Source organism: Rhizobium zaerense (genome assembly GCF_051810725.1).
GTDB classification, from domain to species: Bacteria; Pseudomonadota; Alphaproteobacteria; order Rhizobiales; family Rhizobiaceae; genus Rhizobium; species Rhizobium leguminosarum_I.
Genome location: NZ_CM132690.1, coordinates 685,369 through 711,467, shown reverse-complemented (window position 1 = coordinate 711,467; position 26,099 = coordinate 685,369). Strand labels below are relative to the sequence as shown.

The 26,099-nt window shown below is 61.2% G+C and carries 23 protein-coding genes and 1 tRNA gene; 10 read left to right on the top strand and 14 right to left on the bottom strand.

The window, feature by feature from the left end; all coding sequences use genetic code 11:
• Positions 1-34 precede the first annotated feature (34 nt).
• Positions 35-1,249, top strand: coding sequence for a ubiquinone biosynthesis hydroxylase (locus ACS4RR_RS03425; RefSeq protein WP_170263012.1), 1,215 nt, complete (start codon positions 35-37; stop codon positions 1,247-1,249).
• Between the two features lie 72 nt (positions 1,250-1,321).
• On the opposite strand, the gene ACS4RR_RS03420 is transcribed toward ACS4RR_RS03425, so the two are convergent.
• From ACS4RR_RS03420 to ACS4RR_RS03405, 4 genes are all read right to left on the bottom strand, one after another.
• Positions 1,322-1,510: a Trm112 family protein gene (locus tag ACS4RR_RS03420; RefSeq protein WP_017966162.1), complete on the bottom strand. Its 189-nt coding sequence runs from the start codon at positions 1,508-1,510 to the stop codon at positions 1,322-1,324.
• 9 nt (positions 1,511-1,519) lie between these two features.
• The gene (locus ACS4RR_RS03415; RefSeq protein ID WP_017966161.1) at positions 1,520-2,206 is read right to left on the bottom strand and encodes an LON peptidase substrate-binding domain-containing protein; all 687 of its coding nucleotides are present in this window, start codon (positions 2,204-2,206) and stop codon (positions 1,520-1,522) included.
• 123 nt (positions 2,207-2,329) lie between these two features.
• Positions 2,330-3,304 carry a thioredoxin gene (gene trxA / locus ACS4RR_RS03410; protein ID WP_260109662.1) on the bottom strand — a complete coding sequence of 325 codons (975 nt, stop codon included), beginning with the start codon at positions 3,302-3,304 and terminating at the stop codon, positions 2,330-2,332.
• 160 nt (positions 3,305-3,464) lie between these two features.
• Positions 3,465-3,974: a prolyl-tRNA synthetase associated domain-containing protein gene (locus tag ACS4RR_RS03405; RefSeq protein ID WP_260109663.1), complete on the bottom strand. Its 510-nt coding sequence runs from the start codon at positions 3,972-3,974 to the stop codon at positions 3,465-3,467.
• A 256-nt stretch (positions 3,975-4,230) separates the two neighbouring features.
• On the opposite strand from ACS4RR_RS03405, the gene ACS4RR_RS03400 reads away from it, so the two are divergent.
• Positions 4,231-4,305 (top strand) — tRNA-Gly (locus tag ACS4RR_RS03400).
• A 44-nt stretch (positions 4,306-4,349) separates the two neighbouring features.
• Here ACS4RR_RS03400 and ACS4RR_RS03395 read toward each other — a convergent pair.
• The 3 genes from ACS4RR_RS03395 to ACS4RR_RS03385 all read right to left on the bottom strand — a co-directional run bounded on the left by ACS4RR_RS03395 (position 4,350) and on the right by ACS4RR_RS03385 (position 6,694).
• Positions 4,350-5,540, bottom strand: a complete 1,191-nt coding sequence (locus ACS4RR_RS03395; protein WP_260109368.1) for an IS481 family transposase — start codon at positions 5,538-5,540, stop codon at positions 4,350-4,352.
• A gap of 213 nt (positions 5,541-5,753) precedes the next feature.
• Positions 5,754-6,356: a DUF6680 family protein gene (locus ACS4RR_RS03390; RefSeq protein ID WP_456190118.1), complete on the bottom strand. Its 603-nt coding sequence runs from the start codon at positions 6,354-6,356 to the stop codon at positions 5,754-5,756.
• Positions 6,356-6,694 carry a hypothetical protein gene (locus tag ACS4RR_RS03385; protein ID WP_222292760.1) on the bottom strand — a complete coding sequence of 113 codons (339 nt, stop codon included), beginning with the start codon at positions 6,692-6,694 and terminating at the stop codon, positions 6,356-6,358. The genes ACS4RR_RS03390 and ACS4RR_RS03385 overlap by 1 nt, the downstream gene beginning before the upstream one ends.
• A gap of 132 nt (positions 6,695-6,826) precedes the next feature.
• On the opposite strand from ACS4RR_RS03385, the gene ACS4RR_RS03380 reads away from it, so the two are divergent.
• From ACS4RR_RS03380 to ACS4RR_RS03360, 5 genes are all read left to right on the top strand, one after another.
• Positions 6,827-7,174 (top strand): hypothetical protein, encoded by a 348-nt coding sequence (locus ACS4RR_RS03380; RefSeq protein WP_162115068.1) that lies wholly within the window; start codon positions 6,827-6,829, stop codon positions 7,172-7,174.
• A gap of 631 nt (positions 7,175-7,805) precedes the next feature.
• A complete protein-coding gene (locus ACS4RR_RS03375; RefSeq protein ID WP_456189702.1) occupies positions 7,806-8,231 on the top strand; it encodes a hypothetical protein in 426 nt (141 codons plus the stop codon).
• Between the two features lie 8 nt (positions 8,232-8,239).
• On the top strand, positions 8,240-9,682 hold the full coding sequence (locus ACS4RR_RS03370) for a M81 family metallopeptidase (protein ID WP_260109664.1): 1,443 nt from the start codon (positions 8,240-8,242) through the stop codon (positions 9,680-9,682).
• Positions 9,683-9,846: 164 nt separating this feature from the next.
• Entirely contained in the window at positions 9,847-10,065 is a 219-nt protein-coding gene (locus ACS4RR_RS03365; protein ID WP_260109665.1) for a hypothetical protein, read from the top strand.
• A gap of 6 nt (positions 10,066-10,071) precedes the next feature.
• A complete protein-coding gene (locus ACS4RR_RS03360) occupies positions 10,072-11,406 on the top strand; it encodes a glucoamylase family protein (protein ID WP_260109666.1) in 1,335 nt (444 codons plus the stop codon).
• Between the two features lie 96 nt (positions 11,407-11,502).
• On the opposite strand, the gene ACS4RR_RS03355 is transcribed toward ACS4RR_RS03360, so the two are convergent.
• The 6 genes from ACS4RR_RS03355 to hglS all read right to left on the bottom strand — a co-directional run bounded on the left by ACS4RR_RS03355 (position 11,503) and on the right by hglS (position 19,929).
• Entirely contained in the window at positions 11,503-12,540 is a 1,038-nt protein-coding gene (locus tag ACS4RR_RS03355) for an ABC transporter ATP-binding protein (protein ID WP_170258232.1), read from the bottom strand.
• Entirely contained in the window at positions 12,537-14,204 is a 1,668-nt protein-coding gene (locus ACS4RR_RS03350; protein WP_260109667.1) for an ABC transporter permease, read from the bottom strand. Before ACS4RR_RS03350 ends, ACS4RR_RS03355 begins: the two co-directional genes overlap by 4 nt.
• A gap of 149 nt (positions 14,205-14,353) precedes the next feature.
• Positions 14,354-15,370: an iron ABC transporter substrate-binding protein gene (locus ACS4RR_RS03345; protein WP_456189701.1), complete on the bottom strand. Its 1,017-nt coding sequence runs from the start codon at positions 15,368-15,370 to the stop codon at positions 14,354-14,356.
• 212 nt (positions 15,371-15,582) lie between these two features.
• The gene (gene amaB, locus ACS4RR_RS03340) at positions 15,583-17,121 is read right to left on the bottom strand and encodes an L-piperidine-6-carboxylate dehydrogenase (RefSeq protein WP_260109669.1); all 1,539 of its coding nucleotides are present in this window, start codon (positions 17,119-17,121) and stop codon (positions 15,583-15,585) included.
• A gap of 25 nt (positions 17,122-17,146) precedes the next feature.
• Positions 17,147-18,430 carry an NAD(P)/FAD-dependent oxidoreductase gene (locus ACS4RR_RS03335; RefSeq protein WP_260109670.1) on the bottom strand — a complete coding sequence of 428 codons (1,284 nt, stop codon included), beginning with the start codon at positions 18,428-18,430 and terminating at the stop codon, positions 17,147-17,149.
• 68 nt (positions 18,431-18,498) lie between these two features.
• Positions 18,499-19,929: a 2-oxoadipate dioxygenase/decarboxylase HglS gene (hglS, locus tag ACS4RR_RS03330; protein WP_260109671.1), complete on the bottom strand. Its 1,431-nt coding sequence runs from the start codon at positions 19,927-19,929 to the stop codon at positions 18,499-18,501.
• Between the two features lie 84 nt (positions 19,930-20,013).
• On the opposite strand from hglS, the gene ACS4RR_RS03325 reads away from it, so the two are divergent.
• The 3 genes from ACS4RR_RS03325 (at position 20,014) to ACS4RR_RS03315 (ending at position 22,655) form a co-directional block, all read left to right on the top strand.
• Positions 20,014-20,922: a LysR family transcriptional regulator gene (locus tag ACS4RR_RS03325; protein WP_456189700.1), complete on the top strand. Its 909-nt coding sequence runs from the start codon at positions 20,014-20,016 to the stop codon at positions 20,920-20,922.
• 68 nt (positions 20,923-20,990) lie between these two features.
• Positions 20,991-21,227 carry an Lrp/AsnC ligand binding domain-containing protein gene (locus tag ACS4RR_RS03320; protein ID WP_003567502.1) on the top strand — a complete coding sequence of 79 codons (237 nt, stop codon included), beginning with the start codon at positions 20,991-20,993 and terminating at the stop codon, positions 21,225-21,227.
• A 249-nt stretch (positions 21,228-21,476) separates the two neighbouring features.
• Entirely contained in the window at positions 21,477-22,655 is a 1,179-nt protein-coding gene (locus ACS4RR_RS03315) for a glycosyltransferase family 4 protein (RefSeq protein ID WP_260109672.1), read from the top strand.
• A gap of 73 nt (positions 22,656-22,728) precedes the next feature.
• Here ACS4RR_RS03315 and ACS4RR_RS03310 read toward each other — a convergent pair whose 3' ends face one another.
• On the bottom strand, positions 22,729-26,040 hold the full coding sequence (locus tag ACS4RR_RS03310) for an oligosaccharide flippase family protein (protein WP_456189699.1): 3,312 nt from the start codon (positions 26,038-26,040) through the stop codon (positions 22,729-22,731).
• Positions 26,041-26,099: the final 59 nt, after the last annotated feature.

Genomic DNA, 26,099 nt, shown 5'->3' with positions numbered 1-26,099 from the left:
GCACATCTGAGGCATAAGGTACGGGAGCGGCGCGATGCTGGACATGCTGGTTGTGGGTGGGGGTTATGTCGGCCTTTCCGCCGCTGTCGCGGTCAAACAGGCCGCGCCGCATCTGAATGTCGCCGTCGTCGAGGCGGCTCCCGAACACGTCTGGAAAAACGATACGCGCGCTTCCGCCGTCATCGCGGCGGCGGCAAAGATGCTCGAGGTCTTCGGCATCTGGAACGAGATTGAACCGGAAGCCCAGCCGATCACCAAAATGATCGTCACCGACTCCAAGACCTCCGATCCGGTGCGTCCGGTTTTTCTGACCTTCGACGGCGAAGTCGCCGAAGGCCGGCCCTTCGCCCACATGATCCCGAATGTCGTGATGGTAGCAGCCCTGCGCGGTGCCTGCGACCGGCTCGGCATCGACATCCGCCACGGGCTCGGCGCCACGGAGCTGAAGACCCATGACACCCATGTCACCGTCACGCTTTCGGACGGCAGCGCGCTGGAAACCAAGCTATTGGTTGCCTGCGACGGCGTGCGCTCGACGCTGCGCGATCTCGCCGGCATCAGGACCGTTACCTGGGATTACGGCCAGTCCGGCATCGTTGCAACCGTCGAACACGAGCGGTCGCATGACGGCTGCGCCGAGGAACATTTCCTGCCGGCCGGCCCCTTCGCCATCCTGCCGCTGAAGAACAACCGCTCCTCGCTCGTCTGGACGGAGCGCACGCCGGATGCCAACCGGCTGGTCGCTGCCGACGACCTGATCTTCGAGGAAGAGCTCGAACGCCGCTTCGGCCACAAGCTTGGGAGCCTGAAAGTGATCGGCGACAAGCGCGCCTTCCCGCTCGGCCTGACGCTCGCCCGCTCCTTCGTCGCGCCGCGTTTCGCGCTGGCCGGCGACGCTGCCCATGGCATCCACCCGATTTCCGGTCAGGGCCTCAATCTCGGCTTCAAGGATGTGGCGGCACTGGCCGAAACCATCGTGGACGCCGATCGCCTCGGCCTCGATATCGGCTCGATCAACATTCTCGAGCGCTACCAGACCTGGCGGCGCTTCGACACGTTCCGCATGGGAGTGACGACCGACGTCTTGAACCGGCTCTTCTCCAACGACGCAACGCCGATCCGCATCGCCCGCGACGTCGGCCTCGGCATCGTCGACCGGCTGCCGCGCCTCAAAACCTTCTTCATCGGCCAGGCGGCCGGAACGACGGCGAAGCACAATCCGCGCCTGCTTGCCGGAGAGACAATTTAACCTTTGTTTTTACGCAATACCCGGCAAAAGCGCCTCGCGCCTTGCCTGGGAAAACCGCTTCCGAGAATTGCTTTAGTCGTCGAGGCGGCGGGCCTCGGATACCAGCATGATCGGAATGCCGTCTCGGATTGGATAGGCAAGCCGTGCCTTTTCCGAGACGAGCTCATTCTGCTCTCGATCATAGGAAAGCCGGCCCTTGGAGAGCGGGCAGACCAGGAGATCGAGCAGCTTGGGATCGACGCGGCTGAGTTTTTCATCCATGGCTGAAGTCTACTGCAGAACCGTGTCGGAGTCACCGAAGACGCGCGCCAGCACGATTTCGGTAATGGCGATCAGCGTCTCGGCCCGCGTCTTCAGATCCGGCGCCTCCAGCAGCGCCTGTTTTTCCGCCGGCCCGAAGGGCGACATCATCGCCAGCGAATTGACGAGCGTCAGATTGCTCGCCCGCTCGACGCTCTCCCAGTCCGCCTCCAGCTTGTTGGCATCGAGATAGTCCCTGAAGGCGGTGAGAAGCGCAGCGCGATCAACCGCCTCCTCCTCGTTTTCGGCCGAGAGGTCGGCGATGAATGGGGCGATACGGAAGATACGGAAGGGATCGTTGGTCGATTTCTCTTCCAGCAGCCGGAAGCGGCAGACGCCGGTCAGCGATACGATACAGCGCCCGTCGCCAGTCTCCGCGAAGGAGGTGATGCGGCCGAGGCAGCCGACAGCGGCAAGGTTGGGCTCGCCGCCCTTGTCCTCATGTTCGCCAAGCGCCGGCTGCACCATGCCGATCAGCCGGTTTCCGCTCAATGCTGCATCCAGCATCGCCAGATAGCGCGGCTCGAAAATGTTGAGGGGTAGCTGCCCGGCCGGCAGGAGGAGGGCGCCGGTCAGGGGGAAGACAGCGATCGCATCAGGCAGATCGCCCGGCTTCAGGTATCTGGCATTCCCGACTTGCATGAAACCGTCCCGCATTCTTGTAACGGGCATGCCCGTCTTGACGAGAATGTGGTGCCCTCGCCCGAAAACGCAAGGGCAGATGTTCGAAACTTAGCAGGATTCAGATTTTAGGCCGATCAGGCCTAAAATCGTCCTGATCTAGGAGAACAGCATCGCCGAAAGCTTGCGGCGCGCTGCAACCGTCGCTGGATCCTTAAAGCCCCAGACCTCGAAGAACTGCAGCAACTGGCGGCGGGCGCCATCATCGTCGAAGGCACGATCCTTGCGCATAATCTGAAGCAGATGGTCGGCCGCTTCGTCGCGCCGCCCTTCGACGTTGAGAATCTTGGCGAGCTTCAGCCGCGCCTCGTGATCATCGGGATTGGCGGCCAGTTCACGCTCGAGCGCAATGGGGTCGCCGAGCTTGCGGGCCTCCTCGATCTGCTCAAGTTTCTTCAGCACGGCCTGAATGCCGGTGTCTTTTGACAGCTCTTCCGGCAATTCCGTCAGTATGTCGCGAGCCCGCTGATGCTGGTTGTCGGCGATCATGCATTCGGCCATCCCGGCAAGCGCCTTGGCATTCTCGGGATCGGCCTGCATGACGGCGCCATAGAGCTGAGCGGCCTCGTCGATATTGCCGGCGGCAAGCAGTTCCGCCGCTTCCGCAAGCACCGCTTCGATTTCGGCCGCCTGGTCGGCGCCGGCCGGACCGGCGATCCGGTCGATGAACTGCTGGATCTGGCTTTCCGGCACCGCGCCCATGAAACCGTCGGCAGGACGGCCGTTGACGAAGGCGATGACGGCGGGGATCGACTGGATGCCGAGCTGACCGGCGATCGACGGATGGTCGTCGATGTTCATCTTGACCAGCCGGACACGGCCCTTGGCTTCGTTGACCACCTTTTCCAAGGCCGGCGTCAGTTGCTTGCACGGACCGCACCAGGGCGCCCAGAAATCGACCAGCACCGGCTGGCTACGCGATGCCTCGATGACGTCCTTGGAAAAATTCGCGGTCGTCGTCTCCGTGATGTAGCTGCCGGCCGCAGCCGTGGGTTCCGGCGCAGCACCGAAGCTTGTGCTCGCCGTCATCTGATTTCCGAAGGAACCGCTATAGGGGTTGTCGCTGCCGCTCATAGGTATCTCCCGCCGCGCCGATCCTGCCGGCGTCTTTGCTAAAGCATGTCGCGCAAAACTGTGGTGCGGTTTTGCGATAAAGGCATGCGCAAAACCAGAGACTAAAGCGCGGCAAGCGAATCTGAAAGATCGCGACGCGCCTTAGCGCTAAAATCGTATGTCAGGACGTCACTTTCAAGACAAGCGGCTTATGTCCCGTCGCTTCCATGAAACGGATGAGATCGCTGCTCGCAATCGAGGTCGTCGCATCGTTGGACAGCGGATGGCAGTTGACGATCTCTTCGCGCATCAGATCGGCATCGAACACGAAGGTAACATTCTCCGCGGTATCGTTGATCGCGCCGAACGCCGTGACGGCCCCGGGGATGACGCCGAGATATTCCATCAGCTTTTCCGCCCTGCCGAAGGAAACCCGGCCGGACCCGCCGATCAAATTGTGCACCTGTTTGAGGTCCACCTCGGCATTTTCCTCCACCGTCAGCAAAAAATACCTGTCCTTCTTGTCTTTGACGAACAGGTTTTTGGTGTGACCGCCGGGGATTTCATCGCGAAGCGCCACCGATTCGGCGACAGTGAAGACCGGCGCATGGTCGACCGTCTTATGGGCAATGCCGAGCCCATCGAGAAAGGCAAACAATTCTTCTCTTGTCTTCGGGGCATTTTCGGACATGGGGCAATCCATTGGACAGGAAGGGAAAAAAGCGAGGCGTCCTGATTAAGTGTGTCCACATCGTTTGGCAATCTTTGCGACCGACGCTTTGCCCCGCATTTGCGGCCTTTCCACCGGGCGTCTGCGAACACCGGAATTTTTCTTCGCCTCTCCGTCATTTCCCTGTTGCATTTGAAAACCCGTTAGGCCATATAGCGCCGGTCGCCGCGAGGCGGCGCCCACGGTCCAACAACTACCCCGGACCGATGCGGATTGAGCGGGTGTAGCTCAGGGGTAGAGCACAACCTTGCCAAGGTTGGGGTCGAGGGTTCGAATCCCTTCGCCCGCTCCAGTTTTTTAAATGTCCATTCCCGACACATAGGTAACGGAACGTACCTAAGACATGGGTGACAACCTCGTGCCGAACGGGTTGTCGATGGTTTGCAAGGTTCTCTGCTCCAGGTCGATATATCCCAGATCATAGTGCATGAAGCTGACGAGCCAAATGCCGTTGTCGACTTCTTTGATGCCGAGTTTCTGTCCGGCCATGACGGTTGAGATATTGATCTTCTTGCGGTGCATACAGATGCGTCCACAATGGGTGACCAGCACGTCGCGGTCATGGAAGGGGTATTCGATCTCGGGCAGGCCGGTATAGAGGCGGTCTGACGGCCGATAAATCTCTGCCGGATGCCGCATGTTCAGCGCCTCATGTGGGCGTTCCTCGTTGAATTCGCGGATGAAGTCATCGAAGCGTGCCTGCTGTTGGAGGATCGTCCTGCCGGGCGGGCGGGTGGCCTCCTTCTTCAGCGTCAGATGCATGCGCTCGTGGCGGCCGTTCTGCTGCGGGTGACCGGGTTTGATGCGCTCGATGCCGATGCCGAGCCTCAGCCACCAGACCGACAGCTTCGACAGATTGTAGAGCCCATTGGGGCTGGCGAAGGGCAGACCGTTGTCGGAGCGGATGGCGGTGGGCAGCCCGCGTTCGGCAAAGAGCCTGCGGAAGGCTTCGAAGACGCCCTGCTCGCGGGTCGATTCGAAGGCCTCGCAGCAGAGAAGGTAGCGTGATGCCTGGTCGGTGACCGTCAAGGGGTAACAGTAGCGTCCGTTGCCGAGCTTGAACTCTCCCTTGAAATCGGCGCACCAGAGGTCATTGGGAGCAAGCGCTTCACCAAGCACCGTTCCCACGGCCTTGTTCGCCCGGTTCCTCTTGCGGGCCTGGCTCACAAGGCCGTGTCGGTCGAGCACGGCATGCACGGTGCTTGTGGCGGGAATGCGCACATCGCCTGCAAGCCGCTTGACCAGAAGCTCCCGGATTTTGCGTGCTCCCCAATATGGTTTTTCCTTCTTCAGTCGCACGATCATCGCCGTGACTGGCTCGGGCAACTGGTTGGCATAACGGACCGGTCGGCGCGACCGGTCCGTCAGGGCATCAAGCCCTTCGTCCTTGTAACGGTTGAAGATCTTGTAGCCGGTCTTGCGCGAGATGCCGAATTCCCGGCAAACATCGCTCATACCCTCGCCCTCAAGCAGCCGGGCGACAAATCGAAGACGTTCCTCCATGACCGAAATCTCTCTCCACGGCATCAACACCTCCCGCTTCAAAACGGAAAGTGTTACCCATGTCTCCGGTACAAAACGTCACCTATCTCTCAGGTCGGGCAAAATTTCCAGCAAGGATAGAAACGCCCGGCGGGCCTCTGTGGGTCTAGTTTTTTCATGGAACCAAAGAGGTACCGGGAGCCTTTCAAGGCTGATGGCGCTCCATCAGCCAGAACCAGGCCCACACCTCTACCATCGTCAGCCTTTCCACAGCCAGTTCGGATCGATCGCGGGCGCCGGTGGAAATGGATTGAAAACCGTCGGATTGATGAAATTTGTGACCGGTATCGGCCGCTTGTTTTCGAAGATTTCGATCAATAGGCCATGCAACCGTCTTATTGTTTCTTGATCGCTTGCCCACCCGCTTGGAGAGTAGGCCAATTCTTCGATTTCTTTTTTGTCTTGTGAAAAGCCGGTAGCCCGCGCGATAGCGTAGACCAAATCAATGAAAGCATCGTCTCGTTCTTTCCAGAACGATTCGTCGGCCACGCCCGGAATCAGTTTTCTTGACAGAAGACGGATATAAGCTTTGTAGGCCGCCAGCACGGTCTCTTCTTCACTAAAGTACACTTGGATGAGATCCAACGACGAGACGTGTTCGGGATCAAGCTGAAATCGCCGTGTTTTCATGAGTGATGCGAAAATTTCTGCTTTCTGCCGCAATTTGAGTGCCTCGACCTCCTCTCGTCTCGTGATCTTCACCGCACGGATCGGACCAATGTAGACGGCGAAAGCGGTGACGCCTAAGATCAGAATATTGATCCAATCCTTCGCCTGAAATGCCCAAAAGTTTGAGTCCATCACGGCAGTTCCCGAACTTTTTGGAGCCGAACGTTAACGTTCCCCAGCGGCGTCCGAAGCTCTAGAAAGGGCTCTTTGTCAAATTTCATTGGAAAGACGAAAGGCACTTCATAGGTTAGCCCTTGCGCGGGTGCTGTGACGCCTTGCACCACGGTTACACCAGGTGGCACTTGAACCGAAACCGTACCTGTAAGCTTGCCTTCTTCGTCCTCGCCAAAAGCGCCATCGAAACTGACACCCGCCATGTCCGCGCCCGATATTTTACCGTCGGCTATTACAAACATTGCCAAGCCGTTACCCGCACCGCCTGCGAAGTAGCCCGCGTAGAAACCAGTCATCGCCACACCTCCTCGGTTGCAAGGAGAAGGTCAAATTCTCTGAGTCGGAACAATTAGACGGAGAGCTTAATCACAATTATTACTTTTATTTCGAATCTCGAATTACATCTTCAAATTATGGTGTCGCCGCGAATGACTGATGCTCAAACATTCATCGCTCGTCACTTTGTGGCGATAAGCGTCAACTCTCGCATGAAGGATGATCAAGGCCCCGACCGTTTCTTCGCGGCTTCCGGGTTGCTGATACGCATCGGGGACATATTTGGCATTCTGACAGCGGGTCATGTGGTCGAATACCTCGATGAGGCCGTGAATCACCCAGACATCATCAGCCTTGGGTGCCAGTTGCTAGACACCTTCGGCGAAACGAAGCTAAGCGACCACGGGGTTCCTTATGATCTTAAGAGCTCGCCTCGCCTCCATTTTCACGACGACAAACTTGGGCTCGATTGTTTCTCGAGGAGCACCAAATCCGATTAATCGCGAAACACAATATTGTCCCGCTCACATACGAGGCTTCGCAGAATGAACCTGCCGACCTTGAGGTCTTTTTTCTGCTCGGTCTTCCTGTTGAGCTAACATCCGAAAGGGTATCGCCTTCGGGAAACGCCACTGTCGGAATGACGATGCTCAGGCTTAAGAAAGCCGAACCGGAAGAGCAGACCACGCTCTTTCCGAGGTTTATCGCCACAATCGATAGCCGGACCCATCTACAGAGCCTAGAGGGCATGAGTGGTGGGCCGATTTTTGGTTTCAACACCGAGCGCCCTAACAAATTCAATCGTCATGGAAGAAATCGGAGCGCAAGATATTCGGGTGCCCGGTAGCGCACATATATGACATTCTCAACCATCTACACAATGAAGCCGCTAAAGAGCTTGCGCGGAACAGCTGATTTGACGCCTTGTGCTACGTGTCAGAGGTCATTTTGGCAGGTATCCGTAGATTGATATCCATTCTCGACGGGTAGCCTCTAAAGCGCATAGCCGCATCGACTTTCTGTTCGGCGAATTGTCGAGCGCTTCGCTGACTTCATCGGCAAGCCACGCCCCGCCATAATCTATATAGCACTTCGGAATCCCGAAATTGGTGGCGGTATTGAAATCATTGGATGTTTCCCCGCGGCGGCACCGCCCAAAACGCGACGAATTTCGGAATCCCGAAGTGGGGGAATTTCGGGATCCCGAAGTGGGATTTTTTCTCTATGGCGACGCGGCCACGGCTGTCGGCAGCAATCGGCCCGGCATCCGACGGAAAAAGCCGAGTCGGTCCGAGACTCACCGATTACGGCACCTTCCACCTCAACGCCGGCTTAGAAGATCAAGATTGTAATTTATTTTGGTTGATTGGTTCGTTTGTAAACTTATTGTCGAGGCAAAAGGACGCGTCTTCGGATCGGATCCCGCATGTTCAGTTTATCGCAGCACAAACTCCGTCGAGCGACACCGATCCGCACCCAGCGCGTCGATGCCAGCGCTCGGGCCGGAGTGCCAGCATCGCCGCCCATAACGTCCTGATTGCTCCCAACATCAACTGAGGTTTCCCATGCGCATCGCTGTCGGTGGCATTCATACCGAGTGTAGTACATACAATCCCGTCCTGAACGAGGAGAAGGATTTTCGCGTGGTGCGCGGCGACGCACTGTTGGCGTCTCCCTATTTCGCCTTCCTCAGGGATTATGATGCCGAGTTCCTGCCGACGATCCATGCGCGCGCCATTGCCGGCGGCCCAGTTTCACGCGCCACCTACGAGGCCTTCAAGGGTGAATTCCTCGAGCGGCTGAAGCCGATGCTGCCGCTCGACGGTCTCTACCTCGCCATGCACGGCGCAGTGTATGTCGAGGGTATGGAGGATGCCGAGGGCGACTGGATCAGCGCGGCCCGTGCTCTGGTCGGCGAGGATTGCACGGTTTCGGCAAGCTACGACCTGCACGGCAATGTCACCCAGCGCATCATCGATGCGCTCGACATCTATTCCACCTATCGCACCGCGCCGCATATCGATGTCGAGGAGACGATGCGCCGCTCCGTCTCCATGCTGGTAAACAGCCTGAAAACCGGCGAGAGGCCGATCCTCCTCTGGGCGCCGATCCCGGTGGTGCTGCCCGGCGAGCGCACCAGCACCGTCGATGAGCCGGCAAAGAGCCTCTATGACATGCTGCCCGGGATCGATGCGCTTGATGGCGTTTGGGATGCATCGCTGATGGTCGGCTATGTCTGGGCCGACGAACCGCGCGCCACCGCTGCCGCGATCATGACCGGCACCGACCGCGCCGTGCTGGAACGCGAGGCCAAACGTCTCGCGAGGGCTTATTGGGATGCGCGCGAAGACTTCGTCTTCGGCTGCGAGACCGGCTCGGTCGAAGAATGCGTCGCCAGGGCAATCGCAAGCCCGACCGCGCCAGTGGTGCTTGCCGAATCCGGCGACAACCCCACAGGCGGCGGCGTCGGGGACCGGGCCGATGTATTGGCCGAGTTGATCGCCAGGGGTGCCACCGGCGTCGTCTTCGCCGGCATCGCCGACAAGGCGGCGACCGAGGCCTGTTACGCCGCCGGCATCGGCGCCGAGCTGGAGCTCAGCGTCGGCGCCTCGCTCGATACCAAAGGCAGCAAGCCGGTTGTCGCCCGCTTCACGGTCAAATTCCTGCATGAGACATCAGATCCCGCCGACCGCCAGGCGGTGGTTTCGGTCAGTGGTATCGATCTGGTGCTTTCCGCCAAGCGCCGGCCCTATCACAATATCGCCGATTTCACCCGGCTCGGCCTCGACCCGCACCAAGCGAAGATCATCGTCGTCAAATCGGGCTATCTCTCACCGGAACTGGCGCCGATTGCCAATCCGAACCTGATGGCGCTATCAACAGGTGTCGTCGACCAGTTCGTCGAACGCCTGCCGCGGCTGCGCAAGCTGCATCCGACCTACCCCTTCGACAAGGATTTTGCCTTCGAGCCGCAGGTCTTTCTTTCCGCACGCTCGACGCCGGCCTGAGTTCGACCGGTCGGCGCGCCACAAGCCGACGCGGCCGACTCACTGCCGCCCGGCGAGATGCTGACGGGCTGATGCGCGCCGCAGCCACGCCCCGCCTGATGCAGGCCTATGCGATCGGACGATAACGCTTGAGGGCTTTGTCGGCCGCTCTTATAGAGCATCCGATGAAGCAAGTATTTCAGGAAATGAGCTGTGCCGGGGAGGTGCAGGTCGCCCTTTTTGCTGCATCGCTTATATCACTTATCCCAGATATTATTTCACCCTTAATTGTTAACGACCAATTCCACCCATTTGTGTTCTCTTATCCCTACGAATCAAAAAGGTTTGATTTGCTCGGGGACGCCCACCATGTTGAAGCATGGGGCGATGCAACAGTTGGGTAGGAGCCTATGCTGCAACGGATTGAAGACATTGATGCAGCGCTCGTCGACAGGCTGCAACATTCGGCGTTCAAGTATTTCCTGAAATATTCCAATCCCGAAAACGGCCTGGTGGCGGATACCTCGATCGGCGGGGTTCCGGCGAGCATCGCAGCGGTGGGCTTTGCGCTTTCCTCCTATCCTGTCGGTGTCGAGCGTTTATGGATCAGCCGCGAGGAGGCGGCCGAACGTACGGTCAATACGCTGCGGTTCTTCGCCGAGGCGCGCCAGGGCGAGGAACGCCACGCGACCGGCCACCGCGGCTTCTTCTACCATTTCCTGCACATGGATACCGGCCATCGCGCCTGGAACAGCGAGCTTTCGACCATCGACACGGCGTTGCTTGTCGCCGGCATCCTCACGGCCGCACAGTATTTCAATCGCGAAGACGACGAGACGGAGACTGAAATCCGTCAACTCGCGACCTTCATCTACGAGCGCGTTGACTGGCGCTGGGCGCTGAACAAGGGCGACACGATTGCCATGGGTTGGAAACCCTCTTCCGGCTTCCTGCGTTGGCGCTATCACGGCTTCGACGAGGCGATCATCCTCTACACGCTGGCACTCGCTTCGCCGACGCACCCCATCCCGCAATCGAGCTACGACGTCTTTACGTCAAGCTATTCCTGGATGCTGCACGGCGAGCAGTCCTATCTCTATGCCGGGCCGCTCTTCATCCACCTGTTCTCGCATGCCTGGATCGATTTCCGCGCCATTCAGGACAAGCCGATGGCGGAGCGGAACTGGGACTATTTCCGCAACACGCAGGTAATGATCAACGTCCAGCGTGATTATGCCGAGCGCAATCCCGGCCAGTTCGTCGGCTATAACAGGAATGTCTGGGGTTTCTCCGCCTGTGACGGTCCGCCACCGACGCGACGCATGCGCGGCGGCCGCCAGCCGAAGGTTCTGGGTTATGCCGCGCGCGGCGCCCCGCTCGGTCCGGATGACGGCACGATCGCACCCTGGGCAGCACTTGCCTGTCTGCCTTACGACAAGCAGGCGGCTCTCGATGGCACCAAGGCGCTTCTGACTACCTATCCGAATCTGCTCTTGGAAGGCGGCTTCCCCGGTGGCTTCAACCCCACAGTCAAGACCAAGCGGCCGGAAGGCTGGGTCGACGACCGCACCGTCGGCATCGACCAGGGCCTTGTCGTCATGACCATCGAGAACGACCGTTCGGATTTCATCTGGAAACTGATGCGGCAATCGCCGGTCATCCGTCTCGGTCTCGAACGCGCCGGCTTTACCGGCGGCTGGCTGGAAGGCATCGAACCGGAAGAAGTGGTGCGCAAGTTCGGCTAGCGAATAACCCCGAGATCGAAATTGATTTCTGGAAAATGACACGAAAACGATAAGTGATGGAGCCCGCGCGTCCAATAGGAGGTGCGGGCTCTTCGTTTAGCTCTCGAAGACATGCGCCTTGCCGGCGATATCGAGGCGAACGAGATCGCCTCGCGCCGGAAGGGCGACGCTCGAGGTCTTGATCAGGATCGGCGGCAGCGCAACGCCGTCCAGCGAAACGGCAACGGTGCAGACGGCGCCGCCGAATTCCACCTCGACGACACGTCCGCCGTATTTGCGATCGCTTTCATCGGCAACGACGCGAATCTGCTCGGGCCGCAGCATGATCTCCGCCTTGCCTTGACGGCTGCCCTCGACGGCGACATGGCCGAGAGCGCAGTCGGCAAGGCCATTTCGGATGATGGCGGGAAGCAGCACGGCGTCGCCGAGAAACAGCGCCGTCTCGCGATCGCGCGGATGGAGATATAATGATTGCGGCGACCCGGCTTGGATCAGCCGCCCCTCTCTCAGAACCGCCACCTGATCGGCAAAGGTCAGCGCCTCTTCCTGATCATGGGTGACGAGAATGGCGGTGATGCCGGCCGCCTGCAGCACGCGCGCAACCGCCTTGCGCATATTCTCGCGCAGGCCGGTATCGAGTGCCGAGAAAGGTTCGTCGAGCAGCATCAGCCGCGGTTTGCGGCCGAGCGCGCGGGCGAGCGCCACACGCTGTTGCTGGCCGCCGGAAAGCTGATGCGGGCGCCGCGCCAGCATGCCGCGGTCGAGCTCGACCATGTCGAGCAGCTCGAGCACGCGTTTCTCGCGATCGGCGGCACCTCGCTCGAAGCCGAAGCCGATATTCTCGGCAACGCTTAAGTGCGGAAACAGCGCACCGTCCTGCGAGACGATGCCGATGCCGCGCTTGTGCGCCGGTATTGTCGCCGGGCCGTCGGCAAGCACCTCGCCATCCAACGTCACCCTGCCGACATCCGGTTGTTCGAAGCCGGCAATGATGCGCAGCAGCGTCGTCTTGCCCGAACCGGACGGGCCGACGACCGCCGTGCGGCTGCCCGCCTGGACGTCGAGCGAAATATCCTTCAACGCCTGGACGGGGCCATAGCGCTTGCTGATGTTCTCGATCGTAAGCAGCGTCATTGGCCGGCAGTCCGTTTCGATTGGGTATAGAGCATCAGGGTGAGCGGCAGCGACAGCACGATCATCATGAAGGCGTAGGGAGCGGCCGAGACATAGTCGATCTCGCTGGTCAGCGACCAGAATTTCGTCGCCAGCGTATCGACGCCGTTGGGCGACAGCATCAGTGTCGCCGTGAGTTCATTGGTGATGCCGAGTGCGGCCAGCGCGACGCTGGCGGCCGCTCCCGGTGCGGCAAGCCGCATGGTGATCTGCCGCACCGCCTGGCCGGGCGTGCGGCCGAGGCCCATCGCGGCGCGCTCCAGCTCCACCGGCGCTTGGGCGATGCTGGCGCGCAGCCCGATCATGGCGCGCGGCAGGAAAAGCATTACATAGGCGACAAGCAGCGTTGCGAAGGTCTGATAGAGCGGCAGCACGAGACGCACGGTGATCGTCACCAGCGCCAGCGCCACGACGACGCCCGGCAGCGAGCCGACATAATAATGGCAGGCTTCGAGCACCCGCTGGAAGCGGCCGGGCGCACGCACCGAAAGCCAGGCCATCGGCGCTGCGGCAATCGTCGCCAACACGCCGCCGATAACGGCAAGCACAATCGTTTGCAGGAAGGCGTTGCCGACTTCGATGCGCCAGATATCGGTGCCGCCGAGATAGAGCCAGCGGCCAAGCGTCACCAGCGGCACGCCGAGCGTCAGCGCCGCCAGGATGACGGGCAGCAACACGGCCGGCACGACGAACCAGCCCAGCCGGCGGCGATCCGCAGGGCGTGGCGAGCCGGTGCCGACGCGGGCATAGCGTTCATTGCCGCGCACCAGCAGCTCGAAGCCGAGCAGAAAAAGGCAGCAGGCGACGAGCACACCGCCGAGCATATTGGAGGCCGGGCTGTTGTAGGACGACTGGAACTGGTCGACGATCGCCGTCGCAAACGTGTCGAACCGGATCATGACGAACAGTCCGTATTCCGAAAGCAGATGCAGCGCGACCAGCAGCGAGCCGCCGCAGATGGCAAGCCTCAGCTGCGGCAGCACGGCACGGAAGAAGACGCGCCAGGGATTAAGGCCCAGCGAGGCCGCGGCATCCTCGATGGCCGGATCGAGTCGGCGCAGCGTTGCGGCGACCGGCAGGTAGAGGAACGGATAATAGGCGATGACCGAGACGAGGACGCCACTCTGCAGACCGCGCATGCCGGGAATAAGGCTGACCCAGGCATAGCTGTGCACGAAGGCAGGCACGGCGAGCGGAGCAATCGCCAGCCAGGCCCAGAGCCGCGCGAAAGGAATGTTCGTCCGTTCTGTCAGCCAGGCAAGCGTCACGGCAAGCGCGATCGACAGCGGAATGGTGATCGATTCCAGGAGAACCGTATTGACGAGAAGTTCGCCGACGCGTGGCCGGAAGATCAGGGCCTTCACCGTTTCCCAGCCGACATCGTAGGTGACCCAGCCGATGAAGCCGAGCGGCACGAGGCTGAAGATCGCGACGACAGTTGCAAGCAGGATCACCGAAGCGTGCGGCATGCGTCCGCGCGGCAAAACCATGCGCGTGGCCCTCGGCGCGACCGGTGCCTGGTTGCCGGATGCGAGCAATCTATTGTCCTGCAGCAAGGCCGATGCCTTTACACGCTGAAAAAGGAAGGCAACCGCCTTTGAAGGGCAGTTGCCGGATTTCGTCATGCCCTAAGGTTTTCTTGAGCCAAATGCAATAGTTTTGGCCGGAAGAAGCCTGCGGCAGAAAGGTCAAAGCATGTCGCGCAAAACTGTGCCGCGGTTTTGCGACGACGACATGCGGAAAACCAAAGATCTAAAGTGTGGCGCGCCACGCTTTAGATCAGGCCGGCAGCCGTCATCAACTCGACAACCTTCTTGCTGTCGAGGGTCGAAGCTTCGACTTTCGGGGCGTTGAGATCGGCAAGCGGGGTGAGCTTGTCATTGGAGGGCGCATCCTTGCCGATGGCATATTCATAGGAATCGCCATCCATGAGGACTGCCTGGCCAGCCTTGCTGGTGAGGAACTTCAGGAAAGCCTGAGCTTCCTTCATGTGCTGCGTGGACTTCAGGACGCCGCCGCCCGAAACGCTGACGAAAGCGCCCGGATCCTGGTTCTTGAAGTAATGCAGGCCGACATTCTTGCTGTTCTCGCCTGTTTTGGCCTGATCGCCGAACCAATAATAGTGGTAGATGATCGCGCCTTCGACTTCGCCAGCGTTGACGGCCCTCATGGCGACGCTGTTGCCCTTGTAGGGCGTAGCGTTTTCCTTGAGAGCCTTCAGCCAGGCGGCTGTCGACTGCTCGCCCTTGAGCTGCAGCAGGGCGGCAGCGATGGCCTGGAAGTCGGCACCGGCAGGGGATGCACCCCAGCGGCCCTTCCAGGCGGGATCTGCTAGGTCTAGCATCGACTTCGGCAGCTTGTCTTCGGTGAGCTTCGTCTTGTCATAGGCAAAAACCGTGGTGCGTGCGGCAATGCCCGTCCACATGCCGTCAGCCGGGCGATACTGATCCGGAACCTGATCCAGCGTTTCCTTTTCGATCGGGGCAAACAGGCCCGCGCCATCGACCAGCGTCATCGCCGGTGAATTCTCGGTCAGGAATACGTCAGCTGGAGAGGCGTCGCCTTCCTGGATGATCTGGTTGGCGAATTGCATGTCGCTGCCCTGGCGCATGGTGACCTTGATGCCGGTCTCCTTGGTGAAGGCGTCGATCCATTCGCGGCCGAGGCTTTCGTGCTGGGCATTGTAAACAACGAGACCTTCGTCCTGCGCATGGGCGCTGCCGGCGAGCGCGGTGGCGGCGAAAAGAGAAGCGACAAGCGCAAGGGAAAAACGACTAAGAGCAATGTTCATGATGGCCTCCGTGGCAATAGCGCGCCCGAGCTCCCAAGGGCGATGAGAGGCGTATATTTTTCCTGACTACAGATTTCAAGTTTGGCTTGGCCGGAAAAGCCATCACAATATCTTGACTATATATTTCATGTTACCGGGGAATAAAATTCGATTTGGCCAAAAAGGCGACGCTCCCAAGCGCCGCCTCTCTTTTGCAGCCTTTTGCAGCCGGCCTATTCGACGTCGAACTTGACGCCCTGCGCCAGCGGCAGCGTCCTGCCGTAATTGATCGTGTTGGTGGAGCGGCGCATATAGGCCTTCCAGGCATCCGAGCCGGATTCACGGCCGCCGCCGGTTTCCTTCTCGCCGCCGAAGGCGCCGCCGATTTCGGCGCCCGATGGCCCGAGATTGACGTTGGCGATGCCGCAATCCGAACCGCGGGCCGAGACGAAAGTTTCCGCCTCGCGCATATCGTTGGTGAAGATCGACGACGACAGCCCCTGCGGCACGGCGTTATGCAGCGCCAGCACCGCGTCGAAATCGCTGTATTTCATCACATAAAGGATCGGCGCGAAGGTCTCGTGCTCGACCGGGCCGGTCTGATCCGGCATTTCGACAAGCGCCGGGCGAACGTAGAAGGCGTCAGCCGAGCCATTGTCGACGCGTTCGCCGCCGGTCACCGTGCCGCCCGCCGATTTCGCCTCGCCAAGCGCTGCCTGCATCTTCTCGAAAGCCTGGCCGTCGATCAGCGGTCCCACAAGCGTACCACTTTCGAGCGGATTGCCGATGGTGACGGAGCCATAGGCCTTCTGCAGGCGCGGCACCAGCTGGTCGTAGACGCTGTCATGCACGAAGAGACGGCGCAGCGTCGTGCAGCGCTGGCCTGCCGTACCCATGGCGGAAAAGGCGACGCCGCGCAGCGTCAAGTCGAGATCGGCCGACGGGCAGACGATCGCCGCATTGTTGCCGCCGAGTTCGAGAATCGCGCGGGCAAAACGCTGCGACAGGCGCGGACCGACGGCGCGGCCCATAGCCGTCGAGCCGGTGGCGGAAACCAGCGGGATCTTCGGATGATCGACCAGCACTTCGCCGACCTCACGGCCGCCGATGATCAGCGTCGACAGATTGGCCGGTGCGCTACCGCCCTCGGCGACGAAACGCTTCAGCGCCTTTTCGAACAGCGCCTGCACGGCAAGCGCCGTCAACGGCGTCTTTTCCGAGGGCTTCCAGACGGTGGAATTGCCGCAGACCATCGCAAGTGCGGCATTCCACGACCAGACGGCAACCGGGAAGTTGAAGGCGGAGATGATGCCGATCACGCCGAGCGGATGCCAGCTTTCCATCATCCGGTGCTCGGAGCGCTCCGTGGCAATCGTCAGGCCATAGAGCTGACGGGAAAGGCCGACCGCGAAATCGCAGATGTCGATCATCTCCTGCACTTCGCCCAGACCTTCCGAAGTGATCTTGCCAACCTCGATCGAAACGAGACGGCCGAGCGCCGCCTTGGAGGCGCGCAGTTCCTCGCCGAGCAGGCGGACCAGTTCGCCGCGCTTCGGCGCCGGCACGGCACGCCATTCGAGGAAGGCCTGATGTGCCTCATCGATTGCCGCCTTCGTCTCGGAAACGGAATGTTCCCTGAGTTTGCCGATTTCCTTGCCGGTGACCGGCGAGGTGACGGAAAGCGTGCCGCCGTGGTAGCGGCCGGCATCGACGCCGAGTTCGGCAAGCAGTTTGGCGGTTTCGGTGGCGAGATCGAGGACGGCGATGGTCATTGTCGTGTTTCCAATCTTATTATTCTCAGAAGCGTGCATCGGCGAAATGGGCGACCTGAGCGCCGGCTTCGTACCATATTTCCTTGAGTGCACGGAAGCTTGGCTCGGTGGGCGAAGTCAGCGGCAGCGGCAGATCGGCTTCCGGAAGCCGGCCGAGGATATGCTCCGCCAGCGTACGGCCGAAGACCGTACCGGGGGCAATGCCGCGGCCATTGTAGCCCGAAAAGCCGACGACACCAGGTGCGAATTTGTGGAAGCGCGGCAGCGCATTGTCGGTCATGCCGATATGGCCATACCATTCACACTCGAATTCGACGTCGCCGATCACAGGGAAGAGCCGCTTCAATGCGCGTTTGGCCCAACCCTTGTGTACGGCCAGTCCGGTATTGCGCAGCGCCCCGACACTGCCAAAAATGAGACGGCCGGCCTGATCCATGCGGAAGGAGGAGAGAATTTCCTTGGTATCCCATGCGCCTTCCCGCCCGGGCAGGATCGACTGGCGCAGGTTGTGGCCGAGCGGCACGGTGGCAAAATTGAAATAGGGCAGATGCACCTGTTCGCTACGCACCTGCTCCCATGGACCGGTGCTGTAGGCATCCGTCGCGACGACGATCCACTCGGCGCTGACTTCGCCGCTTGATGTCTTCACGGTCCAGCGGCTGCCGTTACGCTCCGTTGCAACGACCGGGCTGGATGTATGAATGGTGACGCCTGATTTGACGGCGGCATGGGCAAGGCCGCGCGCATAGGCAAGCGGCTGCAGCGTTCCGGCGCGTTTGTCGAGCAGCGAACCGGTATAGGCATCGCTGCCGATGCGTTTGGCCGTTTCTGCTGCATCGAGCAGCGTCACGGCGGCGCCGCGGGCGGACCATTGCGCCGCGCGATCCTCGATCTCCTTCAGCCCATCCGCGCCGACCGCGCAATGCAGCGTGCCATTCCGTTCGAGTTCGCAAGCAATCTGATGTTTGTCGATCAGCTCCATGACGAGCTTCGGCGCATTGCCGAGCAGATCGAGCAGACGTTCGCCATGCACCGGGCCGAGCACGCCGGGCAGATCGTTCGGCATCAGCCACATGCCGGCATTGATCAGCCCGACATTGCGCCCAGCCCCGCCGAAGCCGATCTCTTTGGCTTCCAGCAGCACCACCTTCGACCCGGCTTCGGCGAGATGCAGGGCGGAAGAGAGGCCGGTGTAACCGCCACCGACGATGACGACATCGGCCGATACCGTGCCGTCGAGAGGCGAAGTCGTCGGCGCTTCGGGCGCTGTCTTTTCCCAGAGGCCGTGGGAGCGCGGATCATTCAGCATGGCTCAGTCCGATCAGAGCGAAATCGCGGATACTCTAATGCATAAAAGAAAGCGTTGAAGCAGCCATTTCACGCAACGGTCTTCAGCGGCAGGCCCGCAAGGCCGAGCGCGGCCAGTGCCGAATCCAGCGATGCGGCCTGGCGTTCGGCGTAAAGCGCCAGCTCGTCCTGAACGGTAGCACCGAGTGCTGCCTCGAAGGCGTCGCGGTTCGAGCGGGTCGCATAGTTCTGCTGCTGGTCGGTGCCGAGGTTCGACTGGAAGATGCCGGCCGCGCTGACGGGCAGGAAGTCTTCGTAGACGATCGGGGTGAAGGCAAGGTAACCCCCGGCGATCAGCGCCTCCGGATCGCTGGGCAGCCTGCTGCCGACCGCGGCGGCGATGCCCGCAGGGGTCGCGGAATAGCGGAAGAAGGCCAGATCCGCGCTGCGCAGCTCGTCCCAGCTGTCCGGCAGTGCCTTGAAACGCTCGGTGAGTTCGTGATCGTAGACGCCGGCCTTGGCGCCGCTGGCGCCCACCTGCACCTCGCCGCGAACCGAGGCGAGCAGCTGGTCGTAGAGCGCCCGGCCCTTCGCCGTCAACGCCACGCCGCGCTGTTCGATCTCGCCGAAGCGGGCGGTATGCGTCCCTTGAATCGCATCGTCATCACCGCAAAAGGCGATCGTTTCCTCCAGCGCCTTGAAACTCGTCTGCCGCAGCAGAATATCGCAATGACGGCGCGGCGGCCCTTCGATGACAGCCTTCGGCGTGATGCCGCGTTCCGGCATGCGAGCCTGGACGGCGTCAATATCGAGCGTGCGCGGCGTCAGATGGTTGATGTGCGGTCCCCTGAAGCTGACGACGTCGGCGATCAGCCGATGGGCATCGTGCAGGCGCTTGTAGGTTTCGGCGCTGACCGTCGCTTCGCCATGCCAGCGGAAGGTTTCCAGCGCCTCGGCGACGAATTCCGTCGCTTCCGCCTCGCTCAGGCCGCCGTTCTGCTCGTGGCGCTCGATCAGCGCGATGGCGCGCGGTGTGTAGATCCGCCGTTTGGCCAGGATGGCTTCGGCCTCGCCGCGCAGTCCTTCGTCCTCGATTAGTTCCAGTCGCAGCAACGAGGTGAAGACGCGGAATGGATTGACATTGACCGCGGCCTCGTCGATCGGCCGGAAGCTGGTGGAATGAACCGGCACGCCGGCGACCGAAAGATCGTAATAGCCGACCGGCTGCATGCCCATGACCGCAAACAGCCGGCGAATGGTGAAGAGCTCATCTGCCGTACCGAGCCGGATAGCGCCGTGACGCTCGACCTCGATACGCTCCAGCTCGCCGGCGCGGGCCAGGCGCGCGCGCAGGTCGGGATCCCTTTCGAGGCAGCTGGCATTCACATCCGCCACCAGTTCGATCAGCGTGCCGTATTGCGGCACCTCCGCCCGGTACATCTGCGACATCGCCTCGGTGAAAAGCGATCGGATGCGGTCTGGGGAAACGAAGCTTTGCGGCATTGGGAAACTCCGGATCATTCCGTTTTTGCAGGATGAACCTCTTTACACGCGCGACAAAGGCGCAAATATCGCTATTTCGGAAATAGCCCATTCTGAAACGGAATGACCATGCTGACGTCCAGACGTTTTCTGCCATCGATTTCGCATCTCGCCGCCTTCGAGGCGGTTGCCCGCACCGGCAGCGTGACGGCAGCGGCGCGCGAACTCGATCTGACGCAGAGCGCCGTCAGCCGCCAGGTAAGCGCGCTGGAGGAGCAGCTCGGCGTCGAGCTCTTCCTGCGCGAACGCCAGACCATGCGGCTGACGCTTGCCGGTGACGGATATGCCCGCGAGATTCGCGAGGCGCTGCGGCGCATATCGAGCGCTTCGCTCAACCTGCGCGCCAATCCCCATGGCGGCACGCTTAACCTCGCCATCCTGCCGACCTTCGGCACGCGCTGGCTGGCGCCGCGCCTGGGGCGCTTTCTCGCCGCCAATGCCGGCGTGACCATCAATCTGGTGACCCGGCTTTCGCCCTTCGATTTCCGCCTCGATCTGATCGACGCCGCCATCCATTTCGGCCACCCGCACTGGCCAGGCGCCGAACTCGCGCTTCTGATGTCGGAGCGCACGGTGCCGGCCTGCAGTCCGGATTTTCTGAAGCGATACGCGATCTCAGGACCAGAAGATCTGCTCGCCGTTCCGCTTCTGCACCTGACGACGCGTCCTGACGCCTGGGAGCAATGGTTCGCCGGCAATGGCGTTTCCTTCGAAAACGTGCACGGCATGCTCTTCGACCAGTTCGCCACCGCCGCGCAGGCGGCAATCGCCGGCCTCGGCGTCGCCCTGCTGCCGACATTCCTGATGCAGGAGGAGATCAGGCGCGGCGATCTCGTTGCCGCTGTCGATCGTGAAATGGAAAGTCGCGAGCGCTATTATCTCGCCTTTCCACCCGAGCGCGCCGACTATGCGCCACTTGCCGCCTTTCGCGACTGGATCGTCGCGGAAGCGGCCGCCGATCCGGCTGCGTGACGAACGGCTTGCATCGGCATGGCGCTTTCGACCATTATATCAGCCAAACAACTTTGCAGGAAATCTCCATGAAGCCGATCTTCGTCCAGCTCCAATGCGCACCCGGCAAGACCTATGAGGTCGCCGACGCGATTTACCAGACCGAACTGGTCTCGGAGCTCTATTCCACAAGCGGCGACTACGACCTGCTGCTGAAGGTCTATATCGAGGAAGGCCAGGATATCGGCAAATTCATCAACGACAACATCGCCAATATTCCCGGCATCGTCCGCTCGCTGACGACGCTGACCTTCAAGGCATTCTAGAGCAATTCCAGCAAAAGTGCGCAGCGGTTTTGCGTCCGGAATTGCGTGAAAACAAAAGAGATAGAGCGTTTCCGTGACTCGAGAAAAACGGAAACACTCTGAATTCCCGTCAGACACGGTTAACCCTTTTCGCGAAGATTAGCCCTCGCAAGCCGTCGCCTAAACCGCGCCTTAACGCCGGGCATGTCTGGTCGTTGCTATCACGGGCCCGCGTCAGCGCAGGCCGGCACGTGCAGCGATAGGTGGAAAATGTCGATCGTCGAGGCAGATAGGGCGCGCGCGGTGCCGCAGGTGGAAACGGCTCCGCTGATCGTCCATGTCGTGCGCCAGTTCCTGCCCAACCGCGGCGGCCTCGAAGACGTGGTCGCCAATCTCGCCCGCCAGACGGTACGCCGCGGTTATCGCGTGCGCGTCGTCACGCTGGATTCGCTCTTCACCGCGCCAGAGGACAAGCTGCCGCCTCGCGAAGATATCGACGGTATCGAGGTGGTGCGCATCCCCTGGTCCGGCACCAGCCGCTATCCGCTGGCACCGCAGGTCTTCCGCCATCTCGCCGATGCCGATCTCGTGCATGTCCATGCCATCGATTTCTTCTTCGACGCACTTGCCTGGGGCCGGCTGCTGCACGGCAAGCCGATGATCGTCACCACTCATGGCGGCTTCTTCCACACGCGGAAATACGCGACGATCAAGAAGATCTGGTTCCAGACGCTGACCCGGGCTTCGGCGATGGCCTACCGCCGCGTCGTCTGCTGCAGCGCCTCCGACCTCAAGCAGTTTTCCGAGATCGTGCCTGACAGCCTCCTGATCGAAAACGGCGCCGATATCGGCAAGTTCGCCGACACCGCTTCGCGCCGGGCAAAGCGCCGCATCGTCACGATCGGCCGGTTCTCGGTGAACAAGCGGCTGGACCACCTGCTCGATGCGATGGCCATGCTGAAGACCCGTGATCCGGAGTGGCATCTCGACATTATCGGCGCCGAATCCGACCTGAACCGGGCGGATGTCGAAGGGGCAATCGAAAGCCGTCATCTTTCCGGCCGCGTCACCCTGCATGTGTCGCCGGAGAACGACACCATCCGGCGCGTCATCGCAGAAGCCTCGATTTTCGCTTCCGCCTCGGAATATGAAGGTTTCGGCCTGGTGGCGCTGGAGGCGATGAGCGCCGGCCTCCTGCCGGTGCTGAACGCCAACGATGCCTTTACGACGCTTGCTGCCCGGCATCCCGTTCTCATGCTTGCCGATTTCACCAATCCTGAGACCGCCGCCACGGCGATCGAAACAGCGCATGAAACTCTTTCGCGCCAACCGGAGACCGTTCGAGCTGAGCTTCTCGCCGCCGCCCGCGGCTATTCCTGGGATATCGTCGCCGGACGTTACATCGATCTCTACAGATCGCTTGATGTCGTCGTCGCGAAAAGCATCTGATCCTGTCTTCCTGCCGCATAAACGCTACAGCGTTGCGCGTGTGAAAAGACGCGCGGCACTGTAAAATCCCCGGTTACGCTCTCGCCAGACGGATGATCTCGTCGAGCACGAATTTGCGCGATTGCGGCGGCGTTAGATTATGGTCGGCATCCGGCAGCATCAGCAGCCGCACGTTCGGATAGCGGGAAAGCCTGGCGCCGCGCGGCCCGAAGTGGAAATAGACGTGGTCGAGCCCGACATCGCCCTCGCTGTAGATCAGCGTCAGCGGCACCTTGCGTTTACCGAACAGCGCGAAGGAGTGCCGAACCTCGCGGGCGATGTGGCGCCGGTCGGGGAGCAGCTCGAGCAGCGGCGCGATCCACGGCGACAGCCGGCGACCGGCGGCGATGACGATGTTCTGCAATGCCGAGACGACATCCACCTGGCCGCGCAGCAGCCGCTTCAGCGTGTCGAGCCGCGCCAGGCGCTGGCTGTAATCATCGAGGCTGCGGGGAACGGAGACGACATGCTCCCTGCGCACCGGCATGTCAGGATCCCAGTAATAGACGAAGGGATTGATCGACACGACAGCCTTCAAGCGCTCGTCGGCGACGCCGGCGCGGAAGGCGACATAGCCGCCGCTGCATCGGCCGGCGACCATGACGGGGCCGGTGACGACGCTTTCGAGCAGGTCGAGCGCGGCGACCGCATCCGCGGTCTGCGTGTCCGAATAAAGCACCTGTTCCGGCGCGTCCGGCCGCGGTGGGCTGTCGCCGACATTAGCGGAATCGAAGCGCAGCGAAACGACGCCTTGGCGGGCGAGCTCGCGTGCCATATCGACCGTCGTCCGTCCCCAGCCGGCATGCCGGTCATAGGCCGTCGACAGGAAGAGCACGGCATTGCCCTTGATCTCGCCGAGCGGCCGGCTGACGACGCCGACTAGATGATTATGGCTTCCGAATCGGACCGGCGTTTCAGCAAAACCGTCGCCGGCAAGCAACGAGTTGTCGATCGCCGCCGATGAATGGGCGATGGATGTCTCTGTCGTCGCTGCCTCCAGCCACGTCGTCAGCAGCGCGACGACAGCCATCGGCGTCTTGGCAAACAGCGGATTGGTGGCGAGCTCGTCATAGCCTTCGAAGGCCGTCTGCTCGACATCGGCGCCAAGCGCCTTCAGCGCATCGGCAAAGCCGGTATCCTCGGCCTTGGCAGGACGTTCTAGGATCAGATAGCGGGAGGCTGCGAGCCCCTGCGGCGAGGCAATGTTGAGCTTGCCGAGCTCGGCAGCAATCTCTTCGGGCATGACGAGCCCGGCGATCTGCACCTTCGCGGTCTGGACATGCTCCTTGCCAAGGCCGAGATCGGCATCGATGATCTTGGACCACATGTTGAGTTCGCGCAGATAGGCCCTGCCGCTCAGCACAGGCGCCAGCATGACGAGGCTGTCGACGCCTTCGATCGACGAACCGACGCGGTGGGCAAGCGTCGCGCCGAGGCCCTGTGCGATGAGGACGATACGGTCGCAGCCGCTCAGCGACTTCAGCTTGTCGGCGGCCGCACGGATCGAATTTTCCCAGGTTTCCAGCCTTGCCGGCAGCGCCCCGAAATCGAGCGCGTCGCCGGTGCCGCGATAATCGAAGCGCAGGCTCGGCACGCCGATATCCGAGAAATGCTCAGCCGCGACGCGGAAGAATTTACGGCTGCACATCTCCTCGAAACCCCAGGGGCTGACGAAGAGCACGGCGGCCGAACGTTTCTTGGCGAGAGGATTCTCAGGCATGAACAGCCCGACCGTGCCATCGAAGACGACAGGCAGGGCAGCACTGCGCCCCGCACCCTCGGCCGGTTCCAGCGAGAATTCACCGGGCGCGACCTTGGCGCGATCGGGATCGCCGGGAAGCCGCGGCGCGATGAAATTGATCGCATGTCCCACAGGTCGCCGCAGCAGGGACGGCATCTTGTCGAGAATGGAGCGCATGACTTCGACATCCTCGCCCGGCACGGCGCGCAGCACCCGGAGCGCTGCGAAATAGGCGAATGCGCCGGCGATGATCGCGCCGACCAGTCCGGCCGGACCCTGGACGAATTCCAGCACGGAAATCGCTCCGCAAGCACAGAGGACGGAGGCGAGCGTCACCTTCGTCAGGCTTGCGTAGAGACCCGAAAGCTGGGATCCGAATCCTGTCTGTTTGATCATCATCATCGACATCGCAACGAATACGAGGATGCGCACGATTGCAGCACCCTCGGCTGCAAGCCTAGGTACGATCAGTAAACAACCCGCTACCATCAGTAGGCCACCTATCACACTGATGTTCAGGCGGGAGCGGGCCCTGTCCATCGACAGCAGGTAGAGACTGAGGATCTGCATGAAGGTATAGGCGGGAGCGACGAGCGCAAGCAGCGCCACCACCGTCCCGCTACGGCGGAACGCTTCGCCGAACACCACGAGCACCAGTTCGCTGGAGATCGCGGCAAGCCCGAGGCTCATCGGCAGCACGATATAGGCCATGCTGCGGGTGACGGCGGCGAAGACCTCGACCGGCAATGTCGAATCGTCGCTGCCGTGGCGCCGCTCGGAATAATAGGGCAGCAGGCTGCCGGTCATCTGGATCGGCAGTTGCAGCGCGATATTCGCGATCGACAGGCCGACGGCATAATAGCCGACCATCTCCACCGACCAGAACTGCTGCAGAAAGAGCAGCTCGAGCCGGTTGAGGAAGATGGAATCGATGATGAACTGGATCGACAGGATGACGGAGGAGGAGGCGAGATATTTCAGCGAGACCCCGCACCAGTCGCGCCGCGCAAGAAGGATCGGCAGCGTGGCGAAAAACAGCACCAGCTGGCCGAGCGCATAGCCGACGAGAACGCCTTCGACGCCATAGAAAACAGCGCCGACGGCAACGCCGGCAAGCTGCACGACCGAGACGGCGACCGTCAGCTTAAAGAAGGCGCCCAGCTTCTTTTCGCCGATCAGATAGAATTTGACGAAGGATCCGATCGCCTGGATGAAAAACAGCACGCCCGTGACCAGAGCGACGGATGGCGCCGTGTCGGCCCAGTGCATCTTTTCTGAGGTCAGGAAGAACAGCGCGTAGAGCGCCAGCAGCACGACGGTCGAGAACATCATGAAGCTGACGAGGATGGCGGCAAAACCCCGGCGGCGGCGCGCGTCGAAGCCTTCCGCCGAAAGTTGCGGCAAGGTCTTCAGCAGCGTGATGCTGGAGCCGAGCTCGGCGATCGAGGCGCCGGTCACCACCAGCCAGAGCGAAAAGGCGACGATGCCGTTGGCTTCCGGCCCGAGCAGCCGCGCGGTTATGATTGATGACACAAAGCCCGTCAGAAGCAGCAGCATACCTGCCGCCGCGTTCATCACCGAGTTTGCGATAATACCCTTCGACATCTGTCCATCCGTCAGGATCGGCCTACCGCCGCATACCTGCCATCTCTAATGCGAAAATG